Here is a 22869-nt window from a genome sequence, read left to right as displayed (position 1 = left end):
TATGACCGCCTCATACCCTTTGTATTTGAAGTGACAGCGTTGTTAGCTGCTCTTTCTACTCGGCCCATTGCTGGGCTTCGCCTCTGCGAGGCTATTTGGCTGTCACTCCAACTACTTTGGGTCTCTATTCTATTAAGACTGTTTTTTCTTATCGCGGCTGTGTAAGCCACGTTTTTCCAGACCACGATAAATCAACTGCTGTTGCAGGATGGTCACCAGGTTACTGACGATATAGTACAGTACCAGACCCGCAGGGAACCACAGGAAGAATACAGTGAAGATAACCGGCATGAAGGTCATTATCTTCTGCTGCATCGGGTCAGTCACGGTAGTCGGTGACATCTTCTGAATGAAGTACATGGTGATACCCATCAGAATTGGCAGAATGTAGTACGGGTCTTGTGCTGACAGGTCGTGGATCCACAGAATGAATGGCGCATGGCGCAACTCAACGGAACTCATCAACATATAGTATAACGCCAGGAAGATAGGCATCTGAATAACCAGCGGTAAGCAGCCACCCAGTGGGTTAACCTTCTCAGCTTTGTACAGCGCCATCATTTCCTGACTCATACGCTGCTTATCGTCGCCGATACGCTCACGCATGGCAGCCAGTTTAGGCTGTAGCAAACGCATTTTCGCCATCGAGGTGTATTGCGCTTTAGTCAGCGGGTACATGATACCGCGCACGATAAAGGTAATAACAATGATGGAGAAGCCCCAGTTACCGACAAAGCTGTGAATGAATTTCAGCAGTTTGAACAGTGGCTGAGAAATAAACCATAACCAACCATAATCAACCGTCAGGTCCAGATGTGGCGCAATGGCTGCCATTTTGTCCTGAATTTCCGGGCCAACCCATAAGGTTGCACTCAGTTGTTTCTGCTCACCCGGTTGAATAACAACAGGTGCGCTTTTGAAACCGATAGCAGCCAGCCCGTTACCCAAATCAGCAGAGTAGAAGGTGTTGGTTTCGTTCGCCGCCGGGATCCACGCTGTGGCAAAATACTGCTGCAACATTGCTACCCAGCCACCTTTGGTGGTGATGTCCAGACTTTTATCTTCAATATCACTAAAGCTATATTTTTTATATTTAGTGTCATCAGAAGAGTAAGCCGCACCACGATAAGTGTGCAGCGCAAAGTTATTGCTGCCGGTATCACGGTGTTTAGGTAAGTTAATGCTTTGCTTTAATTGGCCAAACAGCGTCAGTTCCAACGGGGCTGCCGAGGCGTTTTTAACGTGATAATCCACACCAATGGCGTAATCATTACGTTTCAGCACAAAAGTCTTGGTGAAAACGGAGCCGTCTTTGCCAGTGAAGGTCAATGGAATGCGTAGCTCATCCTGACCGTCAGCTAAGACAAAGTTGGTTTGAGGCGCTTCAAACAGCGGGCGCTCACCGTTAGCTGGATTATCCGGGCCGTTTTTGCCTGTCAGGCCACTTTGTGCCTGATAAACGAAAGCGGGTGTGGTTTCCAGTAATTCGAAAGTTTTATCTGAACCCAGAGCATCCGGGTAAGCCAGCAGGTTAGCCTGCTCGATGTCACCGCCACGGGTATTAATGGTCAGAGACAGCACATCAGTTTTTACAGTAATCAGTTGACCTTGACCACTGCCGGGCACAGCCTGGCTTGCTTTATCACCGGTAGCAGTATTCGCAGTCTGTTGCGTGGTCTGAGCGGCTGGTTGTGGACTGTTGTCCACTTGCCAGGCTTGCCAGATCATGAAAGACACGAACAGCAGAGCGATGAGTAGAAGATTGCGTTGCGAATCCATCGTTAGTGTTCTCTGTTATCGTCGGGTTTCGGCGGCACGGGATCATCGCCACCTGGGTTCAAGGGGTGGCATTTTAATACGCGTTTCAGTGTTAACCAACTGCCTTTTATCATACCAAACCTGCGCAATGCCTCAATTCCGTAATGAGAACACGTCGGATGGAAACGACAACGCGGCCCCAGCAGCGGACTAATCACAAGCTGATAGCCCCTGATTAGCCCGATCAGGATGCGGGAGCCTGGCGACAGTGGCGACGCCATAATTTTTCCAAAGCTTCTGTCAACGCACGGTTATCGAGGTCAGCCACACCCTTTTTCACCAAAACGACAAAATCCATAGACGGTAACGTGTGCTGATGTAAACGGAAGCTTTCGCGGGTTAGGCGCTTTATCCGATTGCGTTCATGAGCACGTTTGACATGTTTTTTGGCGATGGTGAGACCGATGCGGGGATGCCCCAGCTCGTTCAGGCGGCCGAGAATAGTGATTTGCGGCGTGCCAGCCCGTAGTGGCTGCTGGAAGACGAAAGTGAAATGACTGGGAGTTAACAAACGTAACTCCCTAGGAAATGCTAGCTTAACCACTGAGATGGTTAGCTTTTATTACTTAGAAACAGTCAGACGAGTACGGCTTTTCGCACGACGGCGAGCCAGAACTAGACGACCATTTTTGGTGGCCATACGAGCACGGAAACCGTGGCTACGGTTGCGCTTCAATACGGACGGTTGGAAAGTGCGTTTCATAGCGATTTCTACCTAAACTTAAAATAATTACTGATTCAGTAAACGCGTTTGGCTGCTCGGAGTGAAGATACCGACGCCTCAATCGCAACATATAAAGAAGCGGGATTGTAATAATTGTACAGTCCTGAGTCAATTGACATTGCGCACGCCCGCGCAGAAGTTTTCTGTATCGGGAGTTTACCAAGAGCCTGTCCGTGTTCACCGCTGGTTTCTTTTTGGTCAAAGCCATCAAGAAAACAGTCATCACACGTAGGGCTGAGGATTATACGGACTCCCGGATAAAGCGCAAGGATCGCCGCATGATCCTTGGTGGATTAATGGGATCAGTCGCCAGAACAAGGGGCTAATACGAGTATATTCTGAAATGTTTCGTGATCGTTGACGATGAGGGACACGAAAAGTGGTGCACTGGGTTACACTGCCGACAGAAGTAATGGCCTGTGGATAAAAAGGATCTAATCTGTGAGGAAGGGGAGGATCTATTGCTCCTTTTGCGCTATGATCCGCCATTCCGATCACATCCACTACTCTGGGATCACTACTCCGGGATCTTGGGGGATGTTAGTCGTAAAACAACCGAAAAACGGTTCGCATGTCACCTTGGCTTGCTACAGGCCAAACTGGCGTGTGTCAAAAACGATGAGTTGCAAAAATCCTGATTTCTTTCTTTTATTGATCTTGTTCGAGTGGAGTCCGCCGTGTCACTTTCGCTTTGGCAGCAGTGTCTTGCCCGATTGCAGGATGAGTTACCTGCCACAGAATTTAGTATGTGGATACGCCCCCTACAGGCGGAACTGAGTGACAATACTCTGGCGCTTTACGCACCTAATCGTTTTGTACTGGACTGGGTCCGTGATAAGTACTTAAACAACATCAATGGCTTACTCAATGACTTTTGTGGTGCTGAAGTTCCTTTACTGCGTTTTGAAGTAGGGAGTAAACCGGCAGTAAGAGCACACAGTCATCCAGTTACAGCCAACGTTAGCGCGCCTGTTGCTCCGGTCACCCGCAGCGCACCCGTGCGCCCAAGTTGGGACAGTTCGCCCGCTCAGCCTGAACATTCTTACCGTTCGAATGTGAACCCGAAGCACACATTTGATAACTTTGTTGAAGGTAAGTCCAACCAACTGGCTCGCGCTGCTGCGCGCCAGGTTGCTGATAATCCGGGTGGTGCGTATAACCCGTTATTCCTCTATGGCGGCACAGGTTTGGGTAAAACTCACCTGCTACATGCTGTAGGAAATGGCATTATCGCCCGTAAAGCTAATGCTAAAGTGGTTTACATGCATTCCGAGCGTTTTGTGCAAGATATGGTGAAAGCCTTGCAGAACAATGCGATAGAAGAGTTTAAACGCTATTATCGTTCGGTTGATGCTTTATTGATCGATGATATCCAGTTTTTTGCCAATAAAGAGCGTTCCCAGGAAGAGTTTTTCCACACCTTTAATGCCTTGTTGGAAGGCAATCAGCAGATCATTCTGACCTCAGATCGCTATCCAAAAGAGATCAATGGGGTAGAAGATCGTTTAAAATCGCGTTTTGGCTGGGGCCTGACGGTGGCGATTGAGCCGCCGGAACTGGAAACCCGTGTCGCGATCCTGATGAAAAAGGCGGATGAAAATAATATTCGCTTGCCGGGTGAGGTCGCGTTTTTTATTGCCAAGCGTCTGCGTTCCAACGTGCGTGAGCTAGAAGGGGCATTGAATCGTGTGATCGCTAATGCCAATTTTACTGGCCGGGCAATCACCATTGATTTTGTTCGTGAAGCTTTGCGTGACTTACTGGCATTGCAGGAAAAGCTGGTTACTATCGATAATATTCAGAAGACGGTTGCAGAATATTATAAAATTAAGGTCGCTGACCTGCTTTCCAAACGGCGTTCCCGTTCGGTGGCCCGCCCACGTCAAATGGCGATGGCGCTGGCAAAAGAGTTAACCAACCACAGCCTGCCTGAAATCGGCGATGCGTTTGGTGGTCGCGACCATACTACGGTGTTGCATGCTTGCCGCAAAATTGAGCAATTGCGTGAAGAAAGTCACGACATCAAAGAAGATTTCTCTAACTTAATCAGAACATTATCCTCCTAGCGCTATGAAATTTATCATTGAACGTGAGCATCTGCTAAAACCGCTGCAACAGGTCAGTAGCCCGCTGGGTGGACGTCCTACGTTGCCAATCTTGGGTAACTTGTTGCTGCAAGTCACGGAAGGCTCTTTGCGGCTGACCGGTACCGATCTGGAAATGGAGATGGTGGCGTGTGTCACGCTGTCTCAGTCTCATGAACCGGGTGCAACGACAGTGCCCGCACGGAAGTTTTTTGATATCTGGCGGGGTTTGCCGGAAGGTGCTGAAATTAGCGTCGTATTGGATGGTGATCGCCTACTGGTGCGTTCTGGCCGTAGTCGCTTCTCACTCTCCACATTGCCGGCGGTCGACTTCCCTAATCTGGATGATTGGCAGAGTGAAGTTGAATTCACTTTACCGCAGGCAACCTTGAAGCGTCTGATTGAGTCCACTCAGTTCTCGATGGCCCATCAGGATGTGCGCTATTACTTGAACGGTATGCTGTTTGAAACCGAAGGTGAAGAACTGCGTACCGTCGCAACTGACGGCCACCGCCTGGCGGTATGTTCAATGCCAATTGGTCAGGTGTTACCTTCACATTCGGTGATCGTGCCGCGTAAAGGTGTGATGGAACTGGTTAGGTTACTGGATGGTGGTGATACACCACTGCGCCTGCAAATTGGCAGTAACAATATCCGCGCACATGTCGGTGATTTTATTTTCACCTCCAAGCTGGTTGATGGGCGTTTCCCTGATTATCGTCGTGTATTGCCGAAAAATCCGGATAAAACGCTGGAAGCAAGTTGTGACTTGCTGAAACAGGCCTTTGCCCGGGCCGCGATTTTGTCTAACGAGAAGTTTCGTGGTGTTCGGCTCTATGTCAGCCAAAATCAACTAAAAATCACCGCGAACAACCCTGAACAGGAAGAAGCAGAAGAGATCCTTGACGTCAGCTACGATGGGACGGAAATGGAAATTGGCTTCAACGTCAGCTATGTACTTGATGTGCTTAATGCACTGAAGTGTGAAGATGTGCGTTTGCTACTGACCGATTCAGTTTCCAGCGTGCAGATTGAAGATGGTGCCAGCCAGGCCGCGGCCTACGTTGTCATGCCAATGCGTTTGTAATATTTATCGGGCTATCTTACTTGCCCCTTTTCGCTTGGGCAGTGCTCGTACTCCTCACGTACTCGGTTTTATAAAGCCAAGTGTACGCTCCGGGTACTGTGCGCTGGCCGCACGCAAATGGTCTGCGCCGATAACGCCCCTGATGGTTTGATGTTCGATAATGAAGACATTTGCAGCATGGCTCTGACACGGTTGTTAATTAAAGATTTTCGTAATATTGAATCGGCAGACTTGGCGCTGGCGTCGGGTTTTAATTTTTTAGTTGGCCCCAACGGCAGTGGCAAAACCAGTGTGTTGGAGGCAATTTATACCCTTGGTCATGGTCGGGCTTTTCGGAGTTTGCAGGCTGGCCGGGTGATCCGTCATGAATGTGCTGAATTTATACTGCATGGCCGGGTTGCTGTTAATGAACGTGAATCATCAGTTGGCTTGAGCAAAAGCCGTCAGGGTGATAGCAAGGTACGTATCGATGGTACGGACGGCCACAAAGTGGCTGAGTTGGCACAAATGTTGCCAATGCAACTGATTACCCCCGAAGGCTTTACCTTATTGAATGGCGGGCCAAAATTCCGGCGCGCTTTTGTAGACTGGGGTTGCTTCCATAATGAACCTGGTTTTTTTACCGCCTGGAGCAATCTGAAGAGGTTACTTAAGCAGCGCAACGCCGCGCTGCGTCAGGTGAGTCGTTATGCGCAAATCCGGGCCTGGGATCAAGAAATCATCCCGCTGGCGGAGCGTATTAGCGAATGGCGGGCGGCATACAGTGACGCTATTGCGGCAGATATTTCGGCCACCTGTGCGCTGTTCCTGCCAGAGTTCGCCCTGAGTTTCTCTTTCCAGCGTGGCTGGGATAAAGAGAGTGACTATGGTGAGTTGCTGGAACGCCAGTTTGAGCGTGACAGAGCGCTAACCTATACCGCCGTTGGGCCACATAAAGCGGATTTTCGCATTCGGGCCGAGGGTACGCCGGTAGAAGATTTGCTATCGCGTGGTCAGTTGAAGTTGCTGATGTGTGCACTGCGGTTAGCGCAGGGTGAGTTTCTTACCCGACAGAGCGGGCGGCGTTGCCTGTATCTGCTTGACGATTTTGCTTCCGAACTAGACACCGGCCGTCGTCGATTATTGGCCGAGCGTTTGAAAGCTACCCAGGCACAGGTTTTTGTCAGCGCAGTGAGTGCTGAGCAAGTGGCCGACATGGTAGGTGAAAAGGGCAAGATGTTCCGCGTGGAACATGGCAAAATAGCGGTTCAACCACAGGATTAAAAATGAGCGAGAAACGTTGATGTCGAATACTTATGACTCCTCAAGTATCAAGGTATTAAAAGGGCTGGATGCGGTTCGTAAGCGTCCGGGCATGTATATCGGTGATACTGATGACGGTACCGGTCTGCACCACATGGTATTCGAGGTTGTGGACAACGCTATCGACGAAGCCCTCGCTGGCCACTGTAAAGAGATTATAGTCACCATCCATTCGGATAACTCCGTTTCCGTACAAGATGACGGTCGTGGTATCCCAACCGGTCTGCACGAAGAGGAAGGGGTATCAGCAGCAGAGGTCATCATGACCGTACTGCATGCTGGCGGTAAATTTGACGATAACTCTTACAAAGTTTCCGGCGGTTTGCATGGCGTGGGTGTGTCAGTTGTTAACGCCTTGTCTGAAAAACTGGAACTGATGATTCGCCGTGAAGGTAAAGTTCACGAACAGACTTACAAGATGGGTGTGCCGCAGGCACCACTGAAAGTGGTGGGTGAAACCGATCAGACCGGGACTACTGTGCGTTTCTGGCCGAGTTTCCAGACCTTCACCAATAACACCGAATTTCAGTATGAAATTCTGGCTAAACGTCTGCGTGAGCTGTCGTTCCTGAACTCTGGTGTTTCGATCAAACTGAAAGACAAACGTAACGATAGAGAAGACCACTTCCATTATGAAGGCGGTATTAGGGCGTTTGTTGAGTACCTGAGCAAAAATAAAAACCCGATCCACCCGAAAGTGTTCTATTTCTCCACCATGAAAGACGATATCGGTGTGGAAGTGGCATTACAGTGGAACGATGGTTTCCAGGAAAATATTTACTGCTTCACCAACAACATTCCACAGCGTGATGGTGGTACCCATTTAGTCGGTTTCCGGACGGCGATGACCCGTACCCTGAACAGCTATATGGATAAAGAAGGCTACAGCAAAAAAGCGAAAATCAGCGCCACCGGTGATGATGCTCGTGAAGGCTTGATTGCTGTGGTTTCTGTGAAAGTGCCAGATCCTAAATTCTCCTCACAGACCAAAGATAAACTGGTTTCCTCTGAGGTGAAAACGGCGGTCGAAACACTAATGAACGAGAAGCTGGTTGAGTATTTGCTGGAAAACCCAACCGACGCCAAAATCGTGGTTGGCAAGATAATTGATGCCGCTCGTGCGCGTGAAGCAGCACGTAAAGCGCGTGAAATGACCCGTCGTAAAGGCGCGTTGGACTTGGCTGGTTTGCCAGGCAAACTGGCTGACTGCCAGGAACGTGACCCTGCGTTGTCCGAACTCTACTTAGTGGAAGGGGACTCCGCGGGCGGCTCAGCGAAACAGGGCCGTAACCGTAAAAATCAGGCCATTTTGCCGCTGAAAGGTAAAATCCTTAACGTCGAGAAAGCCCGCTTTGACAAAATGCTCTCTTCACAGGAAGTGGCAACACTGATTACCGCGCTGGGTTGTGGTATTGGCCGGGATGAATATAACCCGGACAAATTACGTTATCACAATATCATTATCATGACCGATGCCGACGTAGATGGTTCGCACATCCGTACGTTGTTGTTGACCTTCTTCTACCGTCAGATGCCGGAAATTATTGAGCGTGGTCATGTGTTTATCGCTCAGCCGCCACTGTATAAAGTGAAGAAAGGCAAGCAAGAGCAATACATCAAAGATGATGATGCGATGGAACAGTTCCAGATGACGCTGGCACTGGATGGCGCAGCATTACATATCAATGCTGAGGCCCCACCACTGACGGGTGAGCAGCTTGAAAAATTGGTTGCTGAGCACTACAGCGTTCAGAAAACCATTGCCCGCATGGAACGCCGCTATCCGCGTGCTTTACTGAATAACCTGATTTATCAGCCAACTCTGCAAGAAGAAAATTTGAGCGATAAAGAGGTAGTGACGCAGTGGATTGATTCGCTGGTAGTGTTGCTGAACGAGAAAGAACAGCATGGCAGCAGCTACAGTTCAGTGGTGCGTGAGAACCGTGAGCGTCAACTTTTCGAGCCAATATTACGTATTCGTACCCATGGGGTCGATACTGATTATGAGCTGGACTTTGATTTCATCCACGGTGGTGAATATCGCAAAATCTGTCTGTTGGGTGATAAGCTGCGTGGTTTAATCGAAGAGGACGCTTTTGTTGAACGTGGTGAGCGTCGTGTGCCGGTTTCCAGCTTTGAAGATGCACTGGACTGGTTGGTCAAAGAGTCTCGTCGTGGTTTGGCTATCCAGCGCTATAAAGGTTTGGGTGAAATGAACCCAGAGCAGCTATGGGAAACCACTATGGACCCAGCCAGCCGTCGTATGCTGCGTGTTATGGTGAAAGATGCCGTTGCTGCTGATCAACTGTTCACCACCCTGATGGGTGATGCGGTTGAACCTCGTCGTGCCTTTATCGAAGAGAATGCGCTGCGCGCAGCTAATATCGATATCTAATGGTCAGATAACGTATTGATCAGATAGAAAAGTCCAGGGCGGGAAACGGCTTCTGGACTTTTTTTTTGCCTGATTACAGCTCTGGTCAGGATTTTTATCCAGATAAGACTCACTAGCATTTGAGCGCTGAATCGAGTTAGCATGAGGCATTGGCTAAATAAATGTGAGGGCCTTATGGCTATTGAACTGATCGCTATTGATATGGACGGTACCTTGTTGAACCCGCAGCATGAAATCACTCCACGGGTAAAGCAGGCCATTGATGCTGCCAGAGCCAAAGGTGTCTGTGTGGTATTAGCCACGGGGCGGCCCTACATCGGGATCCAACGTTATTTACGTGAGTTGAATATGGAAAACAGCGGCGATTATTGCATCAGTAATAATGGTGCGTTAGTACAAAAAGCGGCCACGGGCGAGTGTATTTTGCAGGAAACCCTCAGTTTTGAGGATTATCTCTATTTTGAAGCTTTGGCGCGTGAAATGGGGGTCAGTTTCCAGGCTTTTGATTTTGATACCTTATATACCGCCAATAAAGACATCAGCAAATATACCCTGCATGAAGTGTCAACAACCGGTATTCCATTGAAATACCGAGCGGTAGAAGAAATGGACTCAACATTACGTTTCCCGAAAGTGATGATGATTGACGAACCTGAAAAGCTGGATCACGCATTGGCAATGATGCCGGCTGAAGCCTTTGAGCGTTTCACTATTATGAAGAGTGCGCCGTTTTATCTGGAGATCTTGAGTAAACGGGTCGATAAGGGAACGGGTGTAAAAATGCTGGCTGATCATTTAGGTATTGCGCAGGGAAATGTGATGGCTCTGGGTGATCAGGGTAATGATATTGCGATGGTTAATTACGCGGGCGTGGGTGTTGCGATGGGAAATGCGATCCCCGAGCTGAAAGAGATCGCACAGTATATTACCGGCACCAATAGTGAAGATGGTGTAGCGCAAGCAATTGAAAAATATGTGTTTTGATTTTCTCTATCGCTGCAATTATTTTCTAGCCGGGATGTGGGCGGGGGGCGGCTGCACTGATGGTCGTTCCGACAGCTTCTGCCGTTACGAACCACTCGGTACATTCCTCGCTTACCAAGCTTGTCACCCGTCAGAGCACCCCCAATATGGGCACCTTTGTTAGGTGTTCGAATACAGTTAATGGGTATTTTTCAATTTCGTTATCCAGCACTTTTAAGTAAGTGCTGTAGAAACGCATTTCTGGGCAGGATTTCAGCAAGCTGGTGCCTACTTTAAAGGTATGGAACAGCGTTACCTTATAACCTGATTCATGATGGCTGTTATTTTGTGCTTTATTGACTTGCTAAAAATAAGCTAATTCAACACCGGTCTGATTATATTCGCTCCAAATATAGGACGTACGACTGCGCGAATACTGTGGAAATCAGTGCCTGACAAGGTATTGTAGTGATATAAATTATGGTCTTGACTATAAACTACGGTATTTGCCATGATCACGTTCGGCAATAGATAAGCTCCCCTGGTTTTTAGTGTTAATAAATATTATGTGGCTTGGTGAGTTTGATTAAAATGATACACTGCGCCTAATAATCCTGAGCTATTCTTGTGGGTGGTGATATCAATAACGGTATCTTTGATATCAAACCAATTAAGCTGAGCATTCAGTTCATCTATGAATGTTTCTCTTTCAGGCTGTGAACTGAACATATAGCCAAATTCACCCGTTATTTAATATATTTTTTAATCCATTGATTACTGAATGGCAGCCAATGCTGTTTCTAATACAGCTTTACCATTCATTGAACCATAGTCTTTCATATCGATAACTAAGACAGGAATTCTGCCATTAACAACATCTTCAACCTCTGCCTTCTGATAACGTACCTGTGGCCCGAGCATAACGATATCAATACTATCAACTTTATCTTTAGCATCTGAAATTGATAGTGCTTCAATATCAACTTCTAAACCAATTTATATGGCATGATCTGGCATTCTTTTAACGAGCATACTGGTTGACATTCCAGCAACGCACACCCGTAATATTTTTTTTCATAATTATTCTCTAAAATAATAATGTTCTGAGAAGCAGCGATTAAATGATTTAACGAGTTAAGGTTTTGAGCAATAACATCTTTATAGCAATAAAAACTTTTCTTCTTATGACGCGTCAGTGATTTTTAATTTTGTTCATCACGATCAATATAAATAAATCCATAGCGTTTTTGATAACCGTTTAACCAACTCAGAAGATCAGTGAAGCTCCAGGTACAATAATAATGATTATATGATTATGCCAGGATACCTTTTACGATCTGTACATCCTGAATCCCCAACCCGGTTAAATCTGCCAGGGTAATTTGTTGATCATTATCTCTAAAAGAGATACCTTGCGCTAAAACTGAACCCATTTCCGTTAAGGTGTGAGCCGCTAATAACCCTTGCTGAGATGCCTGCGAAATCTCACCAAATTCAGTACATTGCGCCCATGAATCCACCAGGATTTTATCAGCTTTAGTGACTAATTCGGGGGATAGCTCATGTTTACCCGCGCCATCAGCACCGACTGCCGTAATATGAGTGCCCGGTTGAATATCCGCTGCGTGCAAAATAGGCTCTCTGCTCGGGGTGGTGGTGACAATTAACTGGCAGTGGCGGGCTAACTCTGTGGCATTTTGCGTGGTATTAACCTCAAAACCTTCATCCTCAGCATATTGGCGATATTCTTCCAATGCTGTTTCGCTGCGACCCCAAACCCATAACTGGCGGCATGAAATCACACTTTTTAGATATATCAGATGCAATCGCGCCTGCATGCCGGTACCGATGATACCCATAGCACTGATATGTTTTGGTGCGCATAGTTCGGCAGCAATTCGCCCGGCTAATGCTGTGCGCAGTGCGGTCAACCAGCCCTCATCCAGTAATAGGGCTTGCGGCTCGCCGGTTTGGGCAGAAAACGCCATCATCAGCCCTTGATTGCTGGCTAATCCTTGGGCTGGATTATCATAAAACCCTCCCGAAACCTTCACGACGAATTGGCTGTCACCCTGCAAATAACCACTTTTAATACAGCAATCGCCATTGGCTTGCTCAAACAGCAAGTGTTGTACCGGCGGCATTTGTACCTGTTGCTGACTAAAGGCAATAAAGCCCTCTTTGAGCAATAATGTGATGGTATCAGCATCGAACTTATCGAGAATTTGCTGTTTATTCAGAATGATCATTCGCTGACGGCTCCCAGATATTTTTCCCGCACAATATTCTTCCCGCACAATACCACCGCGACTTTCTTGCCTTGCCAAAGCGGTGCCAGTTTCAGTGCGGCCGCGAGTGCTACACCGGCAGCGCCTTCTATCATCCAGCGGTCAGTACGCGCAATCAGTCGCATGGCATCTTTGATTTCCTGCTCGCTCACCAGCACTTTGTGATCGATTAACTGCTGGCAAAGGGCGAAGGTTATCGCTCCTGGCTCTACACCGCCGGCGGTGCCGTCAGACAGCGTTTCCTGTTCTGCCACTTCCTGGATTTGTCCGTTTTGCAGGCAGGTATACATACTGGTGGCATTGGCTGGCCAACAACCAATAACCTGTGTTTTATTGGATAATTTCTTCAATACCGTCGCAATACCTGAAATCAGGCCACCGCCGCCAACGGCGACAAACACCGCATCGAGGTCTGGTTGTTGTTCCATTATCTCCATACCACAGGTACCTTGCCCGGCAATAACCTGTCGGTCGTTATAAGGGGAAACATAGACTTTCCCCTGCTGTTGCGCGGCGATCCCGGCAGCCAGTTCGGCATTTAGAGCATCACCCGCGACCAGTTCAATATGGCCGCCCAGCGCACGAATAGATTCCAGCTTGATAGCTGCCGCCTGTTTCGGTGCATAAATAGTGGATGTTACCCCAGCCAGCTTCCCGGCCAGTGCCATCGCCTGCCCGTGGTTACCGGTGGAGGCCGTGATAACCCCCTGCTGGCGCTGATCATCAGTTAATAAACGCAACTTGTTACTGGCTCCGCGAAATTTAAAAGAACCGGTGTGTTGCAGATGCTCACATTTGAGATAGATTTCGCAGCCGCTATGTTGGGACAGCAACGGGCTATATCCCAGCGGTGTTACTCTCACTTGCGGCCGTAATACCCGGTGGGCTTCTTCGATAGCATCAAATAATGTATTCATATTGGTTCCTTAAAATTTTTTAGCGGGTTTTTATATTTTTCAGATGGTTGTAGACGGTGGCTCGGCCAATGCTAAGGATTTTTGCGACATAGCCAGCCGCATTCTTACCGTTAAATGCCCCCTGCTGATAAAGTGCCTCAATGAGTATTCGGCGACTGACATTGTTTAGACTTGTCAGCGTTAGTTGCTGCTGTTGCAACCAGTGATGGATATAGGTATTAATGCGTTCCTGCCAATCATCTTGAAACAGCACATCAGGCTGTGGTTGTAATTGCTGACCTGACAGAAACATATCCAGCGCCGCCTTGGCGCTTTCAAAAACCGTAATATCCAGATTTATACACAGCAACCCGATAGGTTGCCCGCCGTCATCCCGCAGTACGCTACTGATAGAGCGTAGTTGGCGGCCATCCCAGTTACGCTTCTGGTACGGGCCGATCACCTGTGAGTGCTGATCGAATTGCAGATCACTGAGATTGGCGTTTTCCCCTAATTCCCGCTGTGAATAGTTATTAGCGATGTAAACCAGTGTCTGGCTGGCTAAGTCGTGGATGGCGACTTCCGCATGAGGAGAAAAAAGCGTGGCTATCGCATCGGCAATGGGCTGGTATCGGCTAAGCATGGGGGACTTTTAGTTAGAATTAAAAGTCTAGAGTAGACTTTTAATTCTAAAATGATAGCTTTTTGGGAGGAGTTAGTAAGATATATTCATAGTATAAATACTGTTTTTTTATACAGCCATCCTTTCTTCTGGGTAAAATGAGTGATACTCTTACATTGAAAATTCCCAGAGTGAGGAATCCTAAGATGGAAGAGTTGAATTTAATCGCAAATCAGATTGCTGAACAAGCAAAAAATAAAGAAAATCAACGATTACAACAAGATAAAGAGCTTGTTCGACGTGTTCTGGAAATCTACGATCAAAAAGCTGTTGCTGAAGTTCTGAGAAAAGTCAGTAAATGTGAATGGACTCGTGAAGCCCTTAATCGCTGGTATAACGGGAAATCCATACAGAAGCCTCTAACTGAGGCCGAAATTAACATGCTACAGCAAATGTTGCCTTCTCCGCCGAAAAACCACCCTAATTATCAATTTCGTTTTATCGATCTCTTTGCGGGCATTGGTGGCATTCGAAAAGGTTTTGAGGCTATTGGTGGGCAATGTGTTTTTACCAGCGAATGGAACCCTTATGCAGTACGCACATATAAAGCTAATTGGTATTGCGACCCAACACAGCACCAATTTAACTCAGATATACGTGAAATCACATTAAGTGAAAATACGGAAATATCAGATGAAGAAGCTTATAAGAATATAGACAAGCAGATTCCTGATCATGATGTTTTGCTTGCTGGTTTTCCTTGCCAGCCATTTTCATTAGCGGGAGTTTCAAAGAAAAATTCTTTAGGTCGCGCTCATGGTTTTGAGTGTGAAGCCCAAGGGACATTATTTTTTGATGTCGCCCGAATTATTGCCTCAAAGAAACCGGCTATTTTCTTGCTTGAAAATGTTAAGAATCTAAAAAGCCACGATAAAGGCAAAACCTTTCGCGTTATTATGAATACGCTTGATGAACTAGGTTATTCCATCGCTGATGCAAATGCAGTCGGATCACAAGATCCTAAAATTGTAGATGGAAAGAGTTTCCTGCCCCAACATAGAGAAAGGATTGTTTTAGTTGGTTTTCGTAAAGACCTTAATATCGATAAAGGCTTTACATTAAAAGATATCCATAAGTATTTCCCTGAAAAACGTCTGACATTTGGCGAATTACTTGAACCTGTGGTTGATGATAAATACATACTGACTCCACACTTGTGGAAATATTTATATAATTACGCTAAAAAGCATCAGGCAAAAGGTAACGGCTTTGGCTTTGGATTAGTTGACCCAACAAACAGTGAGAGCGTGGCCAGAACATTATCAGCCCGTTATCACAAAGATGGCTCTGAGATTTTAATTGACCGTGGTTGGGATAAAGCTTTAGGAGAAACGGATTTCGATGATAAAAATAATCAGGAAAATCGCCCTCGTCGACTTACTCCAAAAGAGTGTGCTCGCCTGATGGGGTTTGAAACTCCGGGTAAGGAATCGTTCCGTATTCCTGTATCGGATACACAAGCTTACCGGCAATTTGGTAACTCCGTAGTCGTTCCTGTTTTTGCAGCCGTCGCTCAGTTACTCGCGCCATTTATAGCAGAAGCAGTAAAAGTACGAAAAGATAAGGCAGTTTAATCATTATGGCTGATGTTCATTCTTCGGAAACTCGCAGTAAAAACATGAGAGCTATCCGAACAAAAGACACGGCCATAGAGGTTAAATTAGCCAAAATACTTGACCTGTTAGGGCTTTCTTACAAAGTTCAGATCAGTGAACTTCCAGGTAAGCCCGATTTTGTTATCGATGATTATCGGGCGATAATCTTTGTCCATGGTTGTTTTTGGCATAAACATAACTGCCATTTATTTAAGACTCCAGCTACACGCACTGACTTTTGGCTTCAAAAAATACAAGGTAATGTAAAAAGAGATAATGACGTTATAAAACGTCTCTCAGCCGATGGCTGGAAAGTTTTAGTCGTCTGGGAATGTGCATTACGGGGTAAGTATAAACTAACAGATAACGATATTTCAACGAGAGTAGAAGAGTGGATTTGTAGCAGTGAAGTAAATGCTAAAATTGATACCCAAGGAATTAGCCAAATGATATTTAGCTGACCGAATTCAGGTTCTAAAAAACACAAATTCGGCCATATTATTTAATTAATTATTATATATTTTCTTGATTTCTTGAATGAAATCATCAAGAGAAATTAACTCATCACGAATAGATTCCGGATATTTTTTGTGAAGAGGCTTAGGAACCACTAATTGAACGCCAGCATCTTTCATTTCCTGGAACTGATTAACAGATACCCCCTCCTGAAGAGTAAAAAGATGAATTTTGTCAATCCGGTTAGCTTCATTCAGAGCCTGGCGCCAACGATCTTTACAGGTGGTTTTTACTGCAAGCATTCTCAATTTATCTGAAGGATATTGCGCATCATTATAAGCTTCAGGAGAGGGAAATAAAAAGTCAGGTTTTTTATTGCCTTCAGTAACACACTGAGTAGCAAAATCAGTAAGATTATTTTCGACAAACGTATGTTCCAGATGTAATTCCAGAGATCTTCCTGCTCGTGATTTACGCCGATTACTTACTGAATTAGCTAAGTTTATAAAATCATCTACTGACGAAAACCCCGCCTTCACCCGATCCAAAACATGTAATTCTTCTATGCGACGAAATAGAGAATATTCTGCATCACGTTTTTCGAGCAATAGTTCATCAGGAGTCTGGCTTTTAAACTGGAATACTTTAGGAAGATAACTAATAATCTCAACACCCGATGGAAATGAAACAGACCATTCTTCTGGAATAGGGTAATTGCCAGACTTCCAACCATCGTTTGTTACAGCAAAACCGCCAAGAACCTGATTAGATGGGCCTGAAATAGAGATGCCAGGAATGATCTCACCTGTCATCGATTCCAGCAATTCTTCCTCTACCAGAGAATTGCATAGCCATACATCAATAAAATCACAGATGCTATCGGGCTGACTATGGAAAGCGAAAACAGTTAGTGCGCCGGTATTTTCTTTATTTAACAGCGGACTACCTTTACCCCAACGAGTAATACGCTTTTCATTACGTGTACCATCAAAATGACGATTATTGTAATAAATAGCCCGGACTACACTCTCAAGATTTCCATGAGAACTTATTCTGGCAGGCAAAAGAATGTCAGGATTTCTCACATCAGTTCGGAGAATAGGGGAGAACTGTTTCTCAATCACTTCAGTCGGGATATAGACCCCAGCCTGATGTCCGCCTGTTGCCCCCGTATCATTACCGGAAAGCCGCTTAATGTAGACGTACCAATCACCAGATGATTTTTCAGATAACCAGTTATGGAAAGCAGACACAACTATGCCCCTTAGTGAGTCTTTTAAGACTAATTAGTAAGTTACAGCCAATGAGTACAGGATGTAGTATCTATAACATATTAAGCTGAGGTCATGCTATCCGCAGTTGCCATTTCTGCATGAAATCTGAATTAGTTAATTTAAGCTTGTTTGTTACCATCAGGACGGAGCTGTTTGGCAGTTTTGTATATCTTCCTCGTCGAATATGTGAAACGGGTAGGGTAAGCCCTGAGTCTGATGGTGACATGCAAAACATTCGGCGCTGATATAATTCTGTCCATACTGTTAGTCAAATCGCTACCGGAGTTAGTATGCGCGATCAGGAACAGCAACTCACCTTTGATCCCAGAGGTCATCAACTCACCAATATCAATGTCTGGACTCCGGATAGCCAGTGGCTGGTCTATGATGTGCGGCCCAATGGCAGTACTTTTAGCGGCTTAACGATTGAACGGGTGAATTGTGTCACTCGGGATATTGAGGTTATTTATCGCGCTCAGCATGGTGCGCATGTCGGGGTGGTGACGGTTAGCCCCGATATGCCTGCGCGTTATGTGTTTATTCACGGGCCAGAACATCCCGATAGTCACTGGCTTTATGATTTTCATCACCGGCGTGGCGTGATTGTGTCTGAGCCTGACAGGGAGCTGGCGGTCACACTGGATGCCATGGATATCAGCCTACCTTATACTCCCGGCGCATTGCGCGGTGGCAGCCATGTTCATGTTTTCAGCCCTGACGGTAGCCGCCTCAGTTTTACCTATAACGACCATGTGTTGCATGAATTAAACCCCGCGCTGGATTGTCGCAATGTCGGCATTGCGCTACCCCTGCATGGCGTAAATCCACCCAAACAGCACCCTCGCGAATACGATGGCAGTCACTTTTGCGTATTGATCAGCCACACCACACCGACGCCACCGGCGGGCAGTGACCAAATAAACCGCGCTTATGAAGAAGGTTGGATTGGCTCACAGGGTTATCTGAAAGCGGACGGCTCCCGCCAGCGTTGGGCATTGGCATTTATTGGCGACACCCTTTCGGCGCAGGGCGAAAAAATCCCGGAGATTTTTATTGCCGATTTGCCTGAGCATGACCGGGATTATGCCCGCGCTGGAGATGCGCCGCTAGAGGGGACACAAACGACATTGCCAGCACCACCTGTAGGTGTCAGTCAGCGGCGGATAACCCATACCATGGATCGACGTTTCCCCGGACTGGCTACTATTCCACGCCATTGGCTGCGGGCCTCACCCGATGGCAGTGCTATTGCCTGTCTGATGAAAGATGATAACGGCATTGTGCAGTTGTGGCTGGTTTCCCCTAATGGTGGCGAACCACAACAACTGACGTCCAGCCTGTGGGGGGTTCAATCCGCATTTAGCTGGCACCCGCAGGGCCATAGCCTGGCGTTTGTTTGTGATAATAGTGTGATGTGGTGTGATAGTTCGAGCGGCAAACTCCGGCGGCTGACGGCACGTAGTGCCGTAGCACCCTTGGCCGACGCAGTGGTATTTTCACCAGACGGCCATAAAGTTGCCTTTATGCGGGAAATAGACGGATGGGCGCAAATATTTACCGTCAATGTGGGCTAGATTATGGCGCTGGAGTGTCAGCCGAATGGGCTATTGACTGATTTTGAGCCTCTGACTGGCGGATGCGTTCACGCGGCGAGTTGGCTATTTTATCTTCACTGTCTGAACGCAGATAATCGTAAGGCAGGAGTAGGGTATCCATCACTGCGGAGAAGGGCAGATCCACCGCCAACAAAGGGCGCAGCGCCCAACCAGTATTGTCATCTTTCAGCATCGCTACATTAGCTTCGGTACCGGAGTAATAACCCTGACTGCTGCTGGTGTGCGTCATGATACTGGAACATCCGCTGGATAAAAGCAGCGAACAGCCGGTAACAAAAGGGATAACTGTATTTTTCATCGTTGTATTCAGCTCTCATTATACCGGGCGACTTTATATTGTTCAGCACATTACACTGATTAACACGTTATCAGTGTCAGGTTTTGACATGATTGTTACACCTGCTTACAGACACTTCCTATGGCCAAAGATTCAATCTTGTGAGCTGACTTTACTTAAGTGTAAGTGATTACTGTCAATTCATCGAACATTCTCACCAATAATCATCCTAATGAAATTTTTATCGAAAATTTTTTTATTTTTGCTCTTGAAAAGAAAAAGACCGATACCATCTTATTAACAGGTCAGAGAGAATACGCCGACAGGGTATTCAGACCATTAGTCTGTCCATAGTGGAAGGCTTAATTAAAATGGTGATAACACCCTTGCTAATTTATTTAGGAGGCAGTTTGTATGCGTAATTCCGAGCTTGCTCCATTGTATCGTTCAGCTATCGGTTTCGACCGGTTGTTCAATCTATTAGAATCCGGTCAAAATCAAAGTAATGGCGGTTATCCTCCGTATAACGTCGAGTTGGTTGACGAAAACAACTACCGCATTGCGATCGCGGTGGCGGGTTTCGCAGAACAGGAACTGGAGATTGTTACACAGGATAACCTGTTGATTATTCGTGGTTCTCGGGCGGGTGAGCCTGCACAACGGACTTATTTATATCAAGGTATCGCCGAACGTAACTTTGAGCGTAAATTCCAGTTGGCTGAGCATATCAAAATTAAAGGTGCCAACTTAGTGAATGGCTTGCTGTATATCGATCTTGAACGGTTGGTACCTGAAAGCATGAAACCACGGCGTATTGAAATTAAATAATCGGTTTAATAAATAGTTTTTTCAATAATGTGATCAAGTCACATTATTAATAACTGAGCCAAGTCTGCCGTAATCGGGGACTGACTGGCTTTCTATTATCTCGCTTCTTAGAAGGAGTTATATTTATGCGTAATTATGATTTGTCACCTTTACTTCGTCAGTGGATTGGTTTTGATAAACTGGCCAGCTCAATGCAAGGTAGTCAGGACCCCCAAGGGTTCCCACCATATAACATTGAGAAAACTGACGATAACCACTATCGCATCTCACTGGCATTGGCCGGTTTTAAACAGAGCGAACTGGATATTGAAGTAGAAGGCCCACGCTTGACCGTTCGCGGTAAGACAGCGCCGGCTGAAAAACAGGTTGAATACCTGCATCAAGGGTTGGTGCGTAAAGAGTTCTCACTGACCTTTACTTTGGCTGAGCATCTGAATGTGGATAATGCTCAGTTTGAAAATGGCTTGCTGCATATTGATCTGCTGCGTCAAGTGCCGGAAGCGCTGCAACCTCAGCGTATTACTATCGGCAGTGCCGCACCTGCGGAGCAGCAGGTTTTAGAGAATAGCGTAGTTTCTGAACAGCAGTAATTATGATGACCGGTACCTCTGCCTGAGGTGCTGGTAACGAATACCCTCTCCATTTGTTTTGTCTTTTTAGCGTTAAGCTTTTTTATGTTTGTTTTTTCACCGGAGAGATTCCCCGCTCTCCGGTGCATTTTGTGGTACATCCCACATTTAACCGTCTCCTCTTCTGACAGAATCCCTACTAATTGTAAGAATTTAAGGCCAGATATGATTTTCGTAACCCTTCATGTGATGTGGCCGACCCATTTTTAAACTTAGGCAAGGAAGTGATTTATGAGTGCTATCGCCCTTACCGTCAGTATGTTGGCGCTGGTCGCCGTATTGGGGTTATGGATCGGTAATTGGAAGATTTATGGTGTGGGGTTAGGTATTGGCGGGGTGTTATTTGGCGGGATTATTGTTGGCCATTTTGCCCAAACTTACGACGTTATTCTGAACGGAGATATGCTGCATTTCATTCAGGAATTTGGTCTGATCCTGTTTGTTTATACTATCGGTATTCAAGTCGGGCCGGGGTTCTTCTCTTCACTGCGGGTATCGGGGCTGCGGCTTAACTGCTTTGCCATTCTGATGGTGCTTGTCGGCGGGCTGGTGACGGCGATTATCCATAAGTTGTTCGCTGTGCCACTGCCGATCATTTTAGGTGTGTTTTCGGGGGCGGTGACCAACACTCCTGCCCTTGGGGCCGCACAGCAAATTCTCACTGATTTAGGTTCTCCACCGCAATTAGTCAGCCAAATGGGGATGGGTTATGCCATGGCATATCCATTTGGTATTTGTGGCATTTTGTTGGTGATGTGGCTGATTCGTTTATTCTTTAAAATTAATGTTGATCGCGAAGCTAAAGATTTTGACAGTAGCCATGGGCAGAACCGTGAGTTACTGCAAACTATGAATGTTGCGGTACGTAACCCCAATCTGAATGGTTTATCAGTACAGGATGTGCCGCTGCTAAACAGCGATGATGTGGTCTGTTCCCGGTTGAAACGGGGTGATTTGCTGATGGTCCCGTTGCCTGCCACGGTGATTGAATTGGGCGATTATCTGCATTTGGTCGGGCAGCGCGAAGCGTTAGAGAAAGTACGGCTGGTGGTGGGGGAAGAGGTGGATGTCACGCTCTCCACTGCGGGTACGGCGTTGCAAACCGCTCGGGTTGTGGTGACTAACGAAGCGGTATTGGGTAAAAAAATCCGCGATCTGAATCTGAAACAGAAGTATGACGTGGCTATTACCCGCCTTAACCGGGCCGGTATTGAGCTGGTCGCCAGTAATAGCGCCAGCCTGCAATTTGGTGACATCCTTAATCTGGTCGGCCGCCCAGAGGCTATCGAAGCTGTGTCCGCCGTGGTGGGTAACGCGCAGCAGAAATTGCAACAAGTGCAGATGTTACCGGTATTTATCGGCGTGGGGCTGGGCGTTTTGTTGGGATCTATTCCGGTGTTTATTCCGGGATTCCCAGCAGCGTTACGTTTAGGGCTAGCGGGTGGCCCGCTGGTGGTGGCGCTGATCCTTGGCCGCATCGGTAGTATCGGGAAGCTATATTGGTTTATGCCGCCGAGCGCTAACCTGGCCTTGCGTGAGTTGGGGATTGTATTGTTCTTATCAGTGGTCGGGCTGAAGTCCGGTGGTGATTTTATCAATACGTTGGTTAATGGTGATGGGCTGGCGTGGATTGGTTATGGCGCGATGATTACCGGTATTCCGTTGCTGACAGTGGGGATTCTGGCGCGCATGCTGGCTAAGATGAACTACCTGACACTGTGTGGCATGTTAGCCGGTTCAATGACTGATCCTCCGGCGCTGGCATTTGCCAACGGCTTACACCCAACCAGCGGTGCGGCAGCACTGTCTTATGCGACGGTTTATCCGCTGGCCATGTTCTTGCGAATAATGTCGCCGCAGATACTTGCCGTGCTGTTCTGGACGCTGTAGCTGGGATTTGGTCGCAGCTACGACAATGATTAAGTGGGAAGGATAGGCCGAAGAGTAAAGCGTCC

Annotated in this window: 22 protein-coding genes and 1 pseudogene; 11 read left to right on the top strand and 12 right to left on the bottom strand. The window is 46.9% G+C overall.

The genetic code is table 11. From position 1 onward, the window contains the following. Positions 1-132: 132 nt before the first annotated feature. The 4 genes from yidC to rpmH are packed head-to-tail and all read right to left on the bottom strand — an operon-like array spanning position 133 to position 2521. Positions 133-1779 (bottom strand): membrane protein insertase YidC, encoded by a 1647-nt coding sequence (yidC, locus tag AEP37_RS08070; protein ID WP_049612223.1) that lies wholly within the window; start codon positions 1777-1779, stop codon positions 133-135. Between the two features lie 2 nt (positions 1780-1781). Further along, positions 1782-2039, bottom strand: coding sequence for a membrane protein insertion efficiency factor YidD (yidD, locus tag AEP37_RS24740; RefSeq protein WP_032906726.1), 258 nt, complete (start codon positions 2037-2039; stop codon positions 1782-1784). Next, a complete protein-coding gene (gene rnpA / locus AEP37_RS08065; protein WP_053101949.1) occupies positions 2003-2362 on the bottom strand; it encodes a ribonuclease P protein component in 360 nt (119 codons plus the stop codon). Before rnpA ends, yidD begins: the two co-directional genes overlap by 37 nt. A gap of 18 nt (positions 2363-2380) precedes the next feature. Continuing rightward, positions 2381-2521 carry a 50S ribosomal protein L34 gene (gene rpmH / locus AEP37_RS24225; protein ID WP_004718242.1) on the bottom strand — a complete coding sequence of 47 codons (141 nt, stop codon included), beginning with the start codon at positions 2519-2521 and terminating at the stop codon, positions 2381-2383. 698 nt (positions 2522-3219) lie between these two features. Here rpmH and dnaA point away from each other — a divergent pair. From dnaA to yidA, 5 genes are all read left to right on the top strand, one after another. Continuing rightward, positions 3220-4608: a chromosomal replication initiator protein DnaA gene (dnaA, locus tag AEP37_RS08060; RefSeq protein ID WP_049612220.1), complete on the top strand. Its 1389-nt coding sequence runs from the start codon at positions 3220-3222 to the stop codon at positions 4606-4608. A 4-nt stretch (positions 4609-4612) separates the two neighbouring features. Next, positions 4613-5713: a DNA polymerase III subunit beta gene (gene dnaN, locus AEP37_RS08055; RefSeq protein WP_049612218.1), complete on the top strand. Its 1101-nt coding sequence runs from the start codon at positions 4613-4615 to the stop codon at positions 5711-5713. Between the two features lie 177 nt (positions 5714-5890). Beyond that, positions 5891-6976, top strand: a complete 1086-nt coding sequence (recF, locus tag AEP37_RS08050) for a DNA replication/repair protein RecF (protein WP_049612297.1) — start codon at positions 5891-5893, stop codon at positions 6974-6976. A gap of 19 nt (positions 6977-6995) precedes the next feature. Further along, positions 6996-9410 carry a DNA topoisomerase (ATP-hydrolyzing) subunit B gene (gene gyrB, locus AEP37_RS08045; RefSeq protein WP_049612216.1) on the top strand — a complete coding sequence of 805 codons (2415 nt, stop codon included), beginning with the start codon at positions 6996-6998 and terminating at the stop codon, positions 9408-9410. 174 nt (positions 9411-9584) lie between these two features. After that, on the top strand, positions 9585-10394 hold the full coding sequence (gene yidA, locus AEP37_RS08040; protein ID WP_049612214.1) for a sugar-phosphatase: 810 nt from the start codon (positions 9585-9587) through the stop codon (positions 10392-10394). A gap of 130 nt (positions 10395-10524) precedes the next feature. Here yidA and AEP37_RS27200 read toward each other — a convergent pair whose 3' ends face one another. The 6 genes and pseudogenes from AEP37_RS27200 to AEP37_RS08020 form a co-directional block, all read right to left on the bottom strand. Then, complete coding sequence (locus AEP37_RS27200; protein ID WP_235801363.1) at positions 10525-10683, bottom strand: hypothetical protein; 159 nt, start codon at positions 10681-10683, stop codon at positions 10525-10527. Positions 10684-11147: 464 nt separating this feature from the next. After that, positions 11148-11369, bottom strand: coding sequence for a PTS sugar transporter subunit IIB (locus AEP37_RS08035; RefSeq protein ID WP_235801362.1), 222 nt, complete (start codon positions 11367-11369; stop codon positions 11148-11150). 143 nt (positions 11370-11512) lie between these two features. Then, a pseudogene (locus AEP37_RS27700) lies at positions 11513-11671 on the bottom strand (family 1 glycosylhydrolase); the annotation flags it as partial. Positions 11672-11686: 15 nt separating this feature from the next. Beyond that, the gene (locus AEP37_RS08030) at positions 11687-12622 is read right to left on the bottom strand and encodes an ornithine cyclodeaminase family protein (RefSeq protein WP_049612212.1); all 936 of its coding nucleotides are present in this window, start codon (positions 12620-12622) and stop codon (positions 11687-11689) included. Then, positions 12619-13578, bottom strand: a complete 960-nt coding sequence (locus AEP37_RS08025; protein WP_049612210.1) for a threonine/serine dehydratase — start codon at positions 13576-13578, stop codon at positions 12619-12621. The genes AEP37_RS08030 and AEP37_RS08025 overlap by 4 nt, the downstream gene beginning before the upstream one ends. A 19-nt stretch (positions 13579-13597) precedes the next feature. Further along, positions 13598-14200, bottom strand: coding sequence for a helix-turn-helix transcriptional regulator (locus tag AEP37_RS08020; protein ID WP_049612209.1), 603 nt, complete (start codon positions 14198-14200; stop codon positions 13598-13600). Positions 14201-14385: 185 nt separating this feature from the next. On the opposite strand from AEP37_RS08020, the gene AEP37_RS08015 reads away from it, so the two are divergent. Next, entirely contained in the window at positions 14386-15813 is a 1428-nt protein-coding gene (locus AEP37_RS08015; protein WP_049612207.1) for a DNA cytosine methyltransferase, read from the top strand. A 5-nt stretch (positions 15814-15818) separates the two neighbouring features. Continuing rightward, on the top strand, positions 15819-16295 hold the full coding sequence (locus tag AEP37_RS08010) for a very short patch repair endonuclease (RefSeq protein ID WP_049612205.1): 477 nt from the start codon (positions 15819-15821) through the stop codon (positions 16293-16295). 45 nt (positions 16296-16340) lie between these two features. On the opposite strand, the gene AEP37_RS08005 is transcribed toward AEP37_RS08010, so the two are convergent. After that, a complete protein-coding gene (locus tag AEP37_RS08005; RefSeq protein ID WP_049612203.1) occupies positions 16341-17543 on the bottom strand; it encodes a type II restriction endonuclease in 1203 nt (400 codons plus the stop codon). Positions 17544-17854: 311 nt separating this feature from the next. Here AEP37_RS08005 and AEP37_RS08000 point away from each other — a divergent pair, with 311 nt between their 5' ends. Next, entirely contained in the window at positions 17855-19138 is a 1284-nt protein-coding gene (locus AEP37_RS08000; RefSeq protein WP_049612201.1) for a DUF3748 domain-containing protein, read from the top strand. A gap of 1 nt (position 19139) precedes the next feature. Here the strand turns inward: AEP37_RS08000 and AEP37_RS07995 are convergent, their stop codons facing one another. Further along, entirely contained in the window at positions 19140-19478 is a 339-nt protein-coding gene (locus tag AEP37_RS07995) for a YceK/YidQ family lipoprotein (protein WP_049612198.1), read from the bottom strand. A gap of 393 nt (positions 19479-19871) precedes the next feature. On the opposite strand from AEP37_RS07995, the gene ibpA reads away from it, so the two are divergent. The 3 genes from ibpA (at position 19872) to AEP37_RS07980 (ending at position 22804) form a co-directional block, all read left to right on the top strand. After that, positions 19872-20285 carry a small heat shock chaperone IbpA gene (gene ibpA, locus AEP37_RS07990; protein ID WP_049612196.1) on the top strand — a complete coding sequence of 138 codons (414 nt, stop codon included), beginning with the start codon at positions 19872-19874 and terminating at the stop codon, positions 20283-20285. Between the two features lie 125 nt (positions 20286-20410). Then, the gene (gene ibpB, locus AEP37_RS07985; RefSeq protein ID WP_049612194.1) at positions 20411-20875 is read left to right on the top strand and encodes a small heat shock chaperone IbpB; all 465 of its coding nucleotides are present in this window, start codon (positions 20411-20413) and stop codon (positions 20873-20875) included. Positions 20876-21145: 270 nt separating this feature from the next. Further along, positions 21146-22804: a putative transporter gene (locus AEP37_RS07980; RefSeq protein WP_049612192.1), complete on the top strand. Its 1659-nt coding sequence runs from the start codon at positions 21146-21148 to the stop codon at positions 22802-22804. Positions 22805-22869 lie beyond the last annotated feature (65 nt).

Source organism: Yersinia pekkanenii (assembly GCF_001152565.1).
GTDB classification, from domain to species: Bacteria; Pseudomonadota; Gammaproteobacteria; order Enterobacterales; family Enterobacteriaceae; genus Yersinia; species Yersinia pekkanenii.
Note: the sequence above shows the minus strand (reverse complement) of the source record. Positions and strands in the feature narration are given on the sequence as shown.

What these genes read in the sequence shown, in the direction of transcription:
- recF (WP_049612297.1), top strand. Translation starts at nt 5,891, where the DNA reads ATGGCTCTGACACGGTTGTTAATTAAAGATTTTCGTAATATTGAATCG.
- yidD (WP_032906726.1), bottom strand. Translation starts at nt 2,039, where the DNA reads ATGGCGTCGCCACTGTCGCCAGGCTCCCGCATCCTGATCGGGCTAATC.
- gyrB (WP_049612216.1), top strand. Translation starts at nt 6,996, where the DNA reads ATGTCGAATACTTATGACTCCTCAAGTATCAAGGTATTAAAAGGGCTG.
- AEP37_RS08025 (WP_049612210.1), bottom strand. Translation starts at nt 13,578, where the DNA reads ATGAATACATTATTTGATGCTATCGAAGAAGCCCACCGGGTATTACGG.
- yidA (WP_049612214.1), top strand. Translation starts at nt 9,585, where the DNA reads ATGGCTATTGAACTGATCGCTATTGATATGGACGGTACCTTGTTGAAC.
- AEP37_RS08000 (WP_049612201.1), top strand. Translation starts at nt 17,855, where the DNA reads ATGCGCGATCAGGAACAGCAACTCACCTTTGATCCCAGAGGTCATCAA.
- yidC (WP_049612223.1), bottom strand. Translation starts at nt 1,779, where the DNA reads ATGGATTCGCAACGCAATCTTCTACTCATCGCTCTGCTGTTCGTGTCT.
- AEP37_RS08020 (WP_049612209.1), bottom strand. Translation starts at nt 14,200, where the DNA reads ATGCTTAGCCGATACCAGCCCATTGCCGATGCGATAGCCACGCTTTTT.
- AEP37_RS08030 (WP_049612212.1), bottom strand. Translation starts at nt 12,622, where the DNA reads ATGATCATTCTGAATAAACAGCAAATTCTCGATAAGTTCGATGCTGAT.
- dnaN (WP_049612218.1), top strand. Translation starts at nt 4,613, where the DNA reads ATGAAATTTATCATTGAACGTGAGCATCTGCTAAAACCGCTGCAACAG.
- rpmH (WP_004718242.1), bottom strand. Translation starts at nt 2,521, where the DNA reads ATGAAACGCACTTTCCAACCGTCCGTATTGAAGCGCAACCGTAGCCAC.
- AEP37_RS07995 (WP_049612198.1), bottom strand. Translation starts at nt 19,478, where the DNA reads ATGAAAAATACAGTTATCCCTTTTGTTACCGGCTGTTCGCTGCTTTTA.
- AEP37_RS07980 (WP_049612192.1), top strand. Translation starts at nt 21,146, where the DNA reads ATGAGTGCTATCGCCCTTACCGTCAGTATGTTGGCGCTGGTCGCCGTA.
- ibpB (WP_049612194.1), top strand. Translation starts at nt 20,411, where the DNA reads ATGCGTAATTATGATTTGTCACCTTTACTTCGTCAGTGGATTGGTTTT.
- ibpA (WP_049612196.1), top strand. Translation starts at nt 19,872, where the DNA reads ATGCGTAATTCCGAGCTTGCTCCATTGTATCGTTCAGCTATCGGTTTC.
- AEP37_RS08010 (WP_049612205.1), top strand. Translation starts at nt 15,819, where the DNA reads ATGGCTGATGTTCATTCTTCGGAAACTCGCAGTAAAAACATGAGAGCT.
- AEP37_RS08015 (WP_049612207.1), top strand. Translation starts at nt 14,386, where the DNA reads ATGGAAGAGTTGAATTTAATCGCAAATCAGATTGCTGAACAAGCAAAA.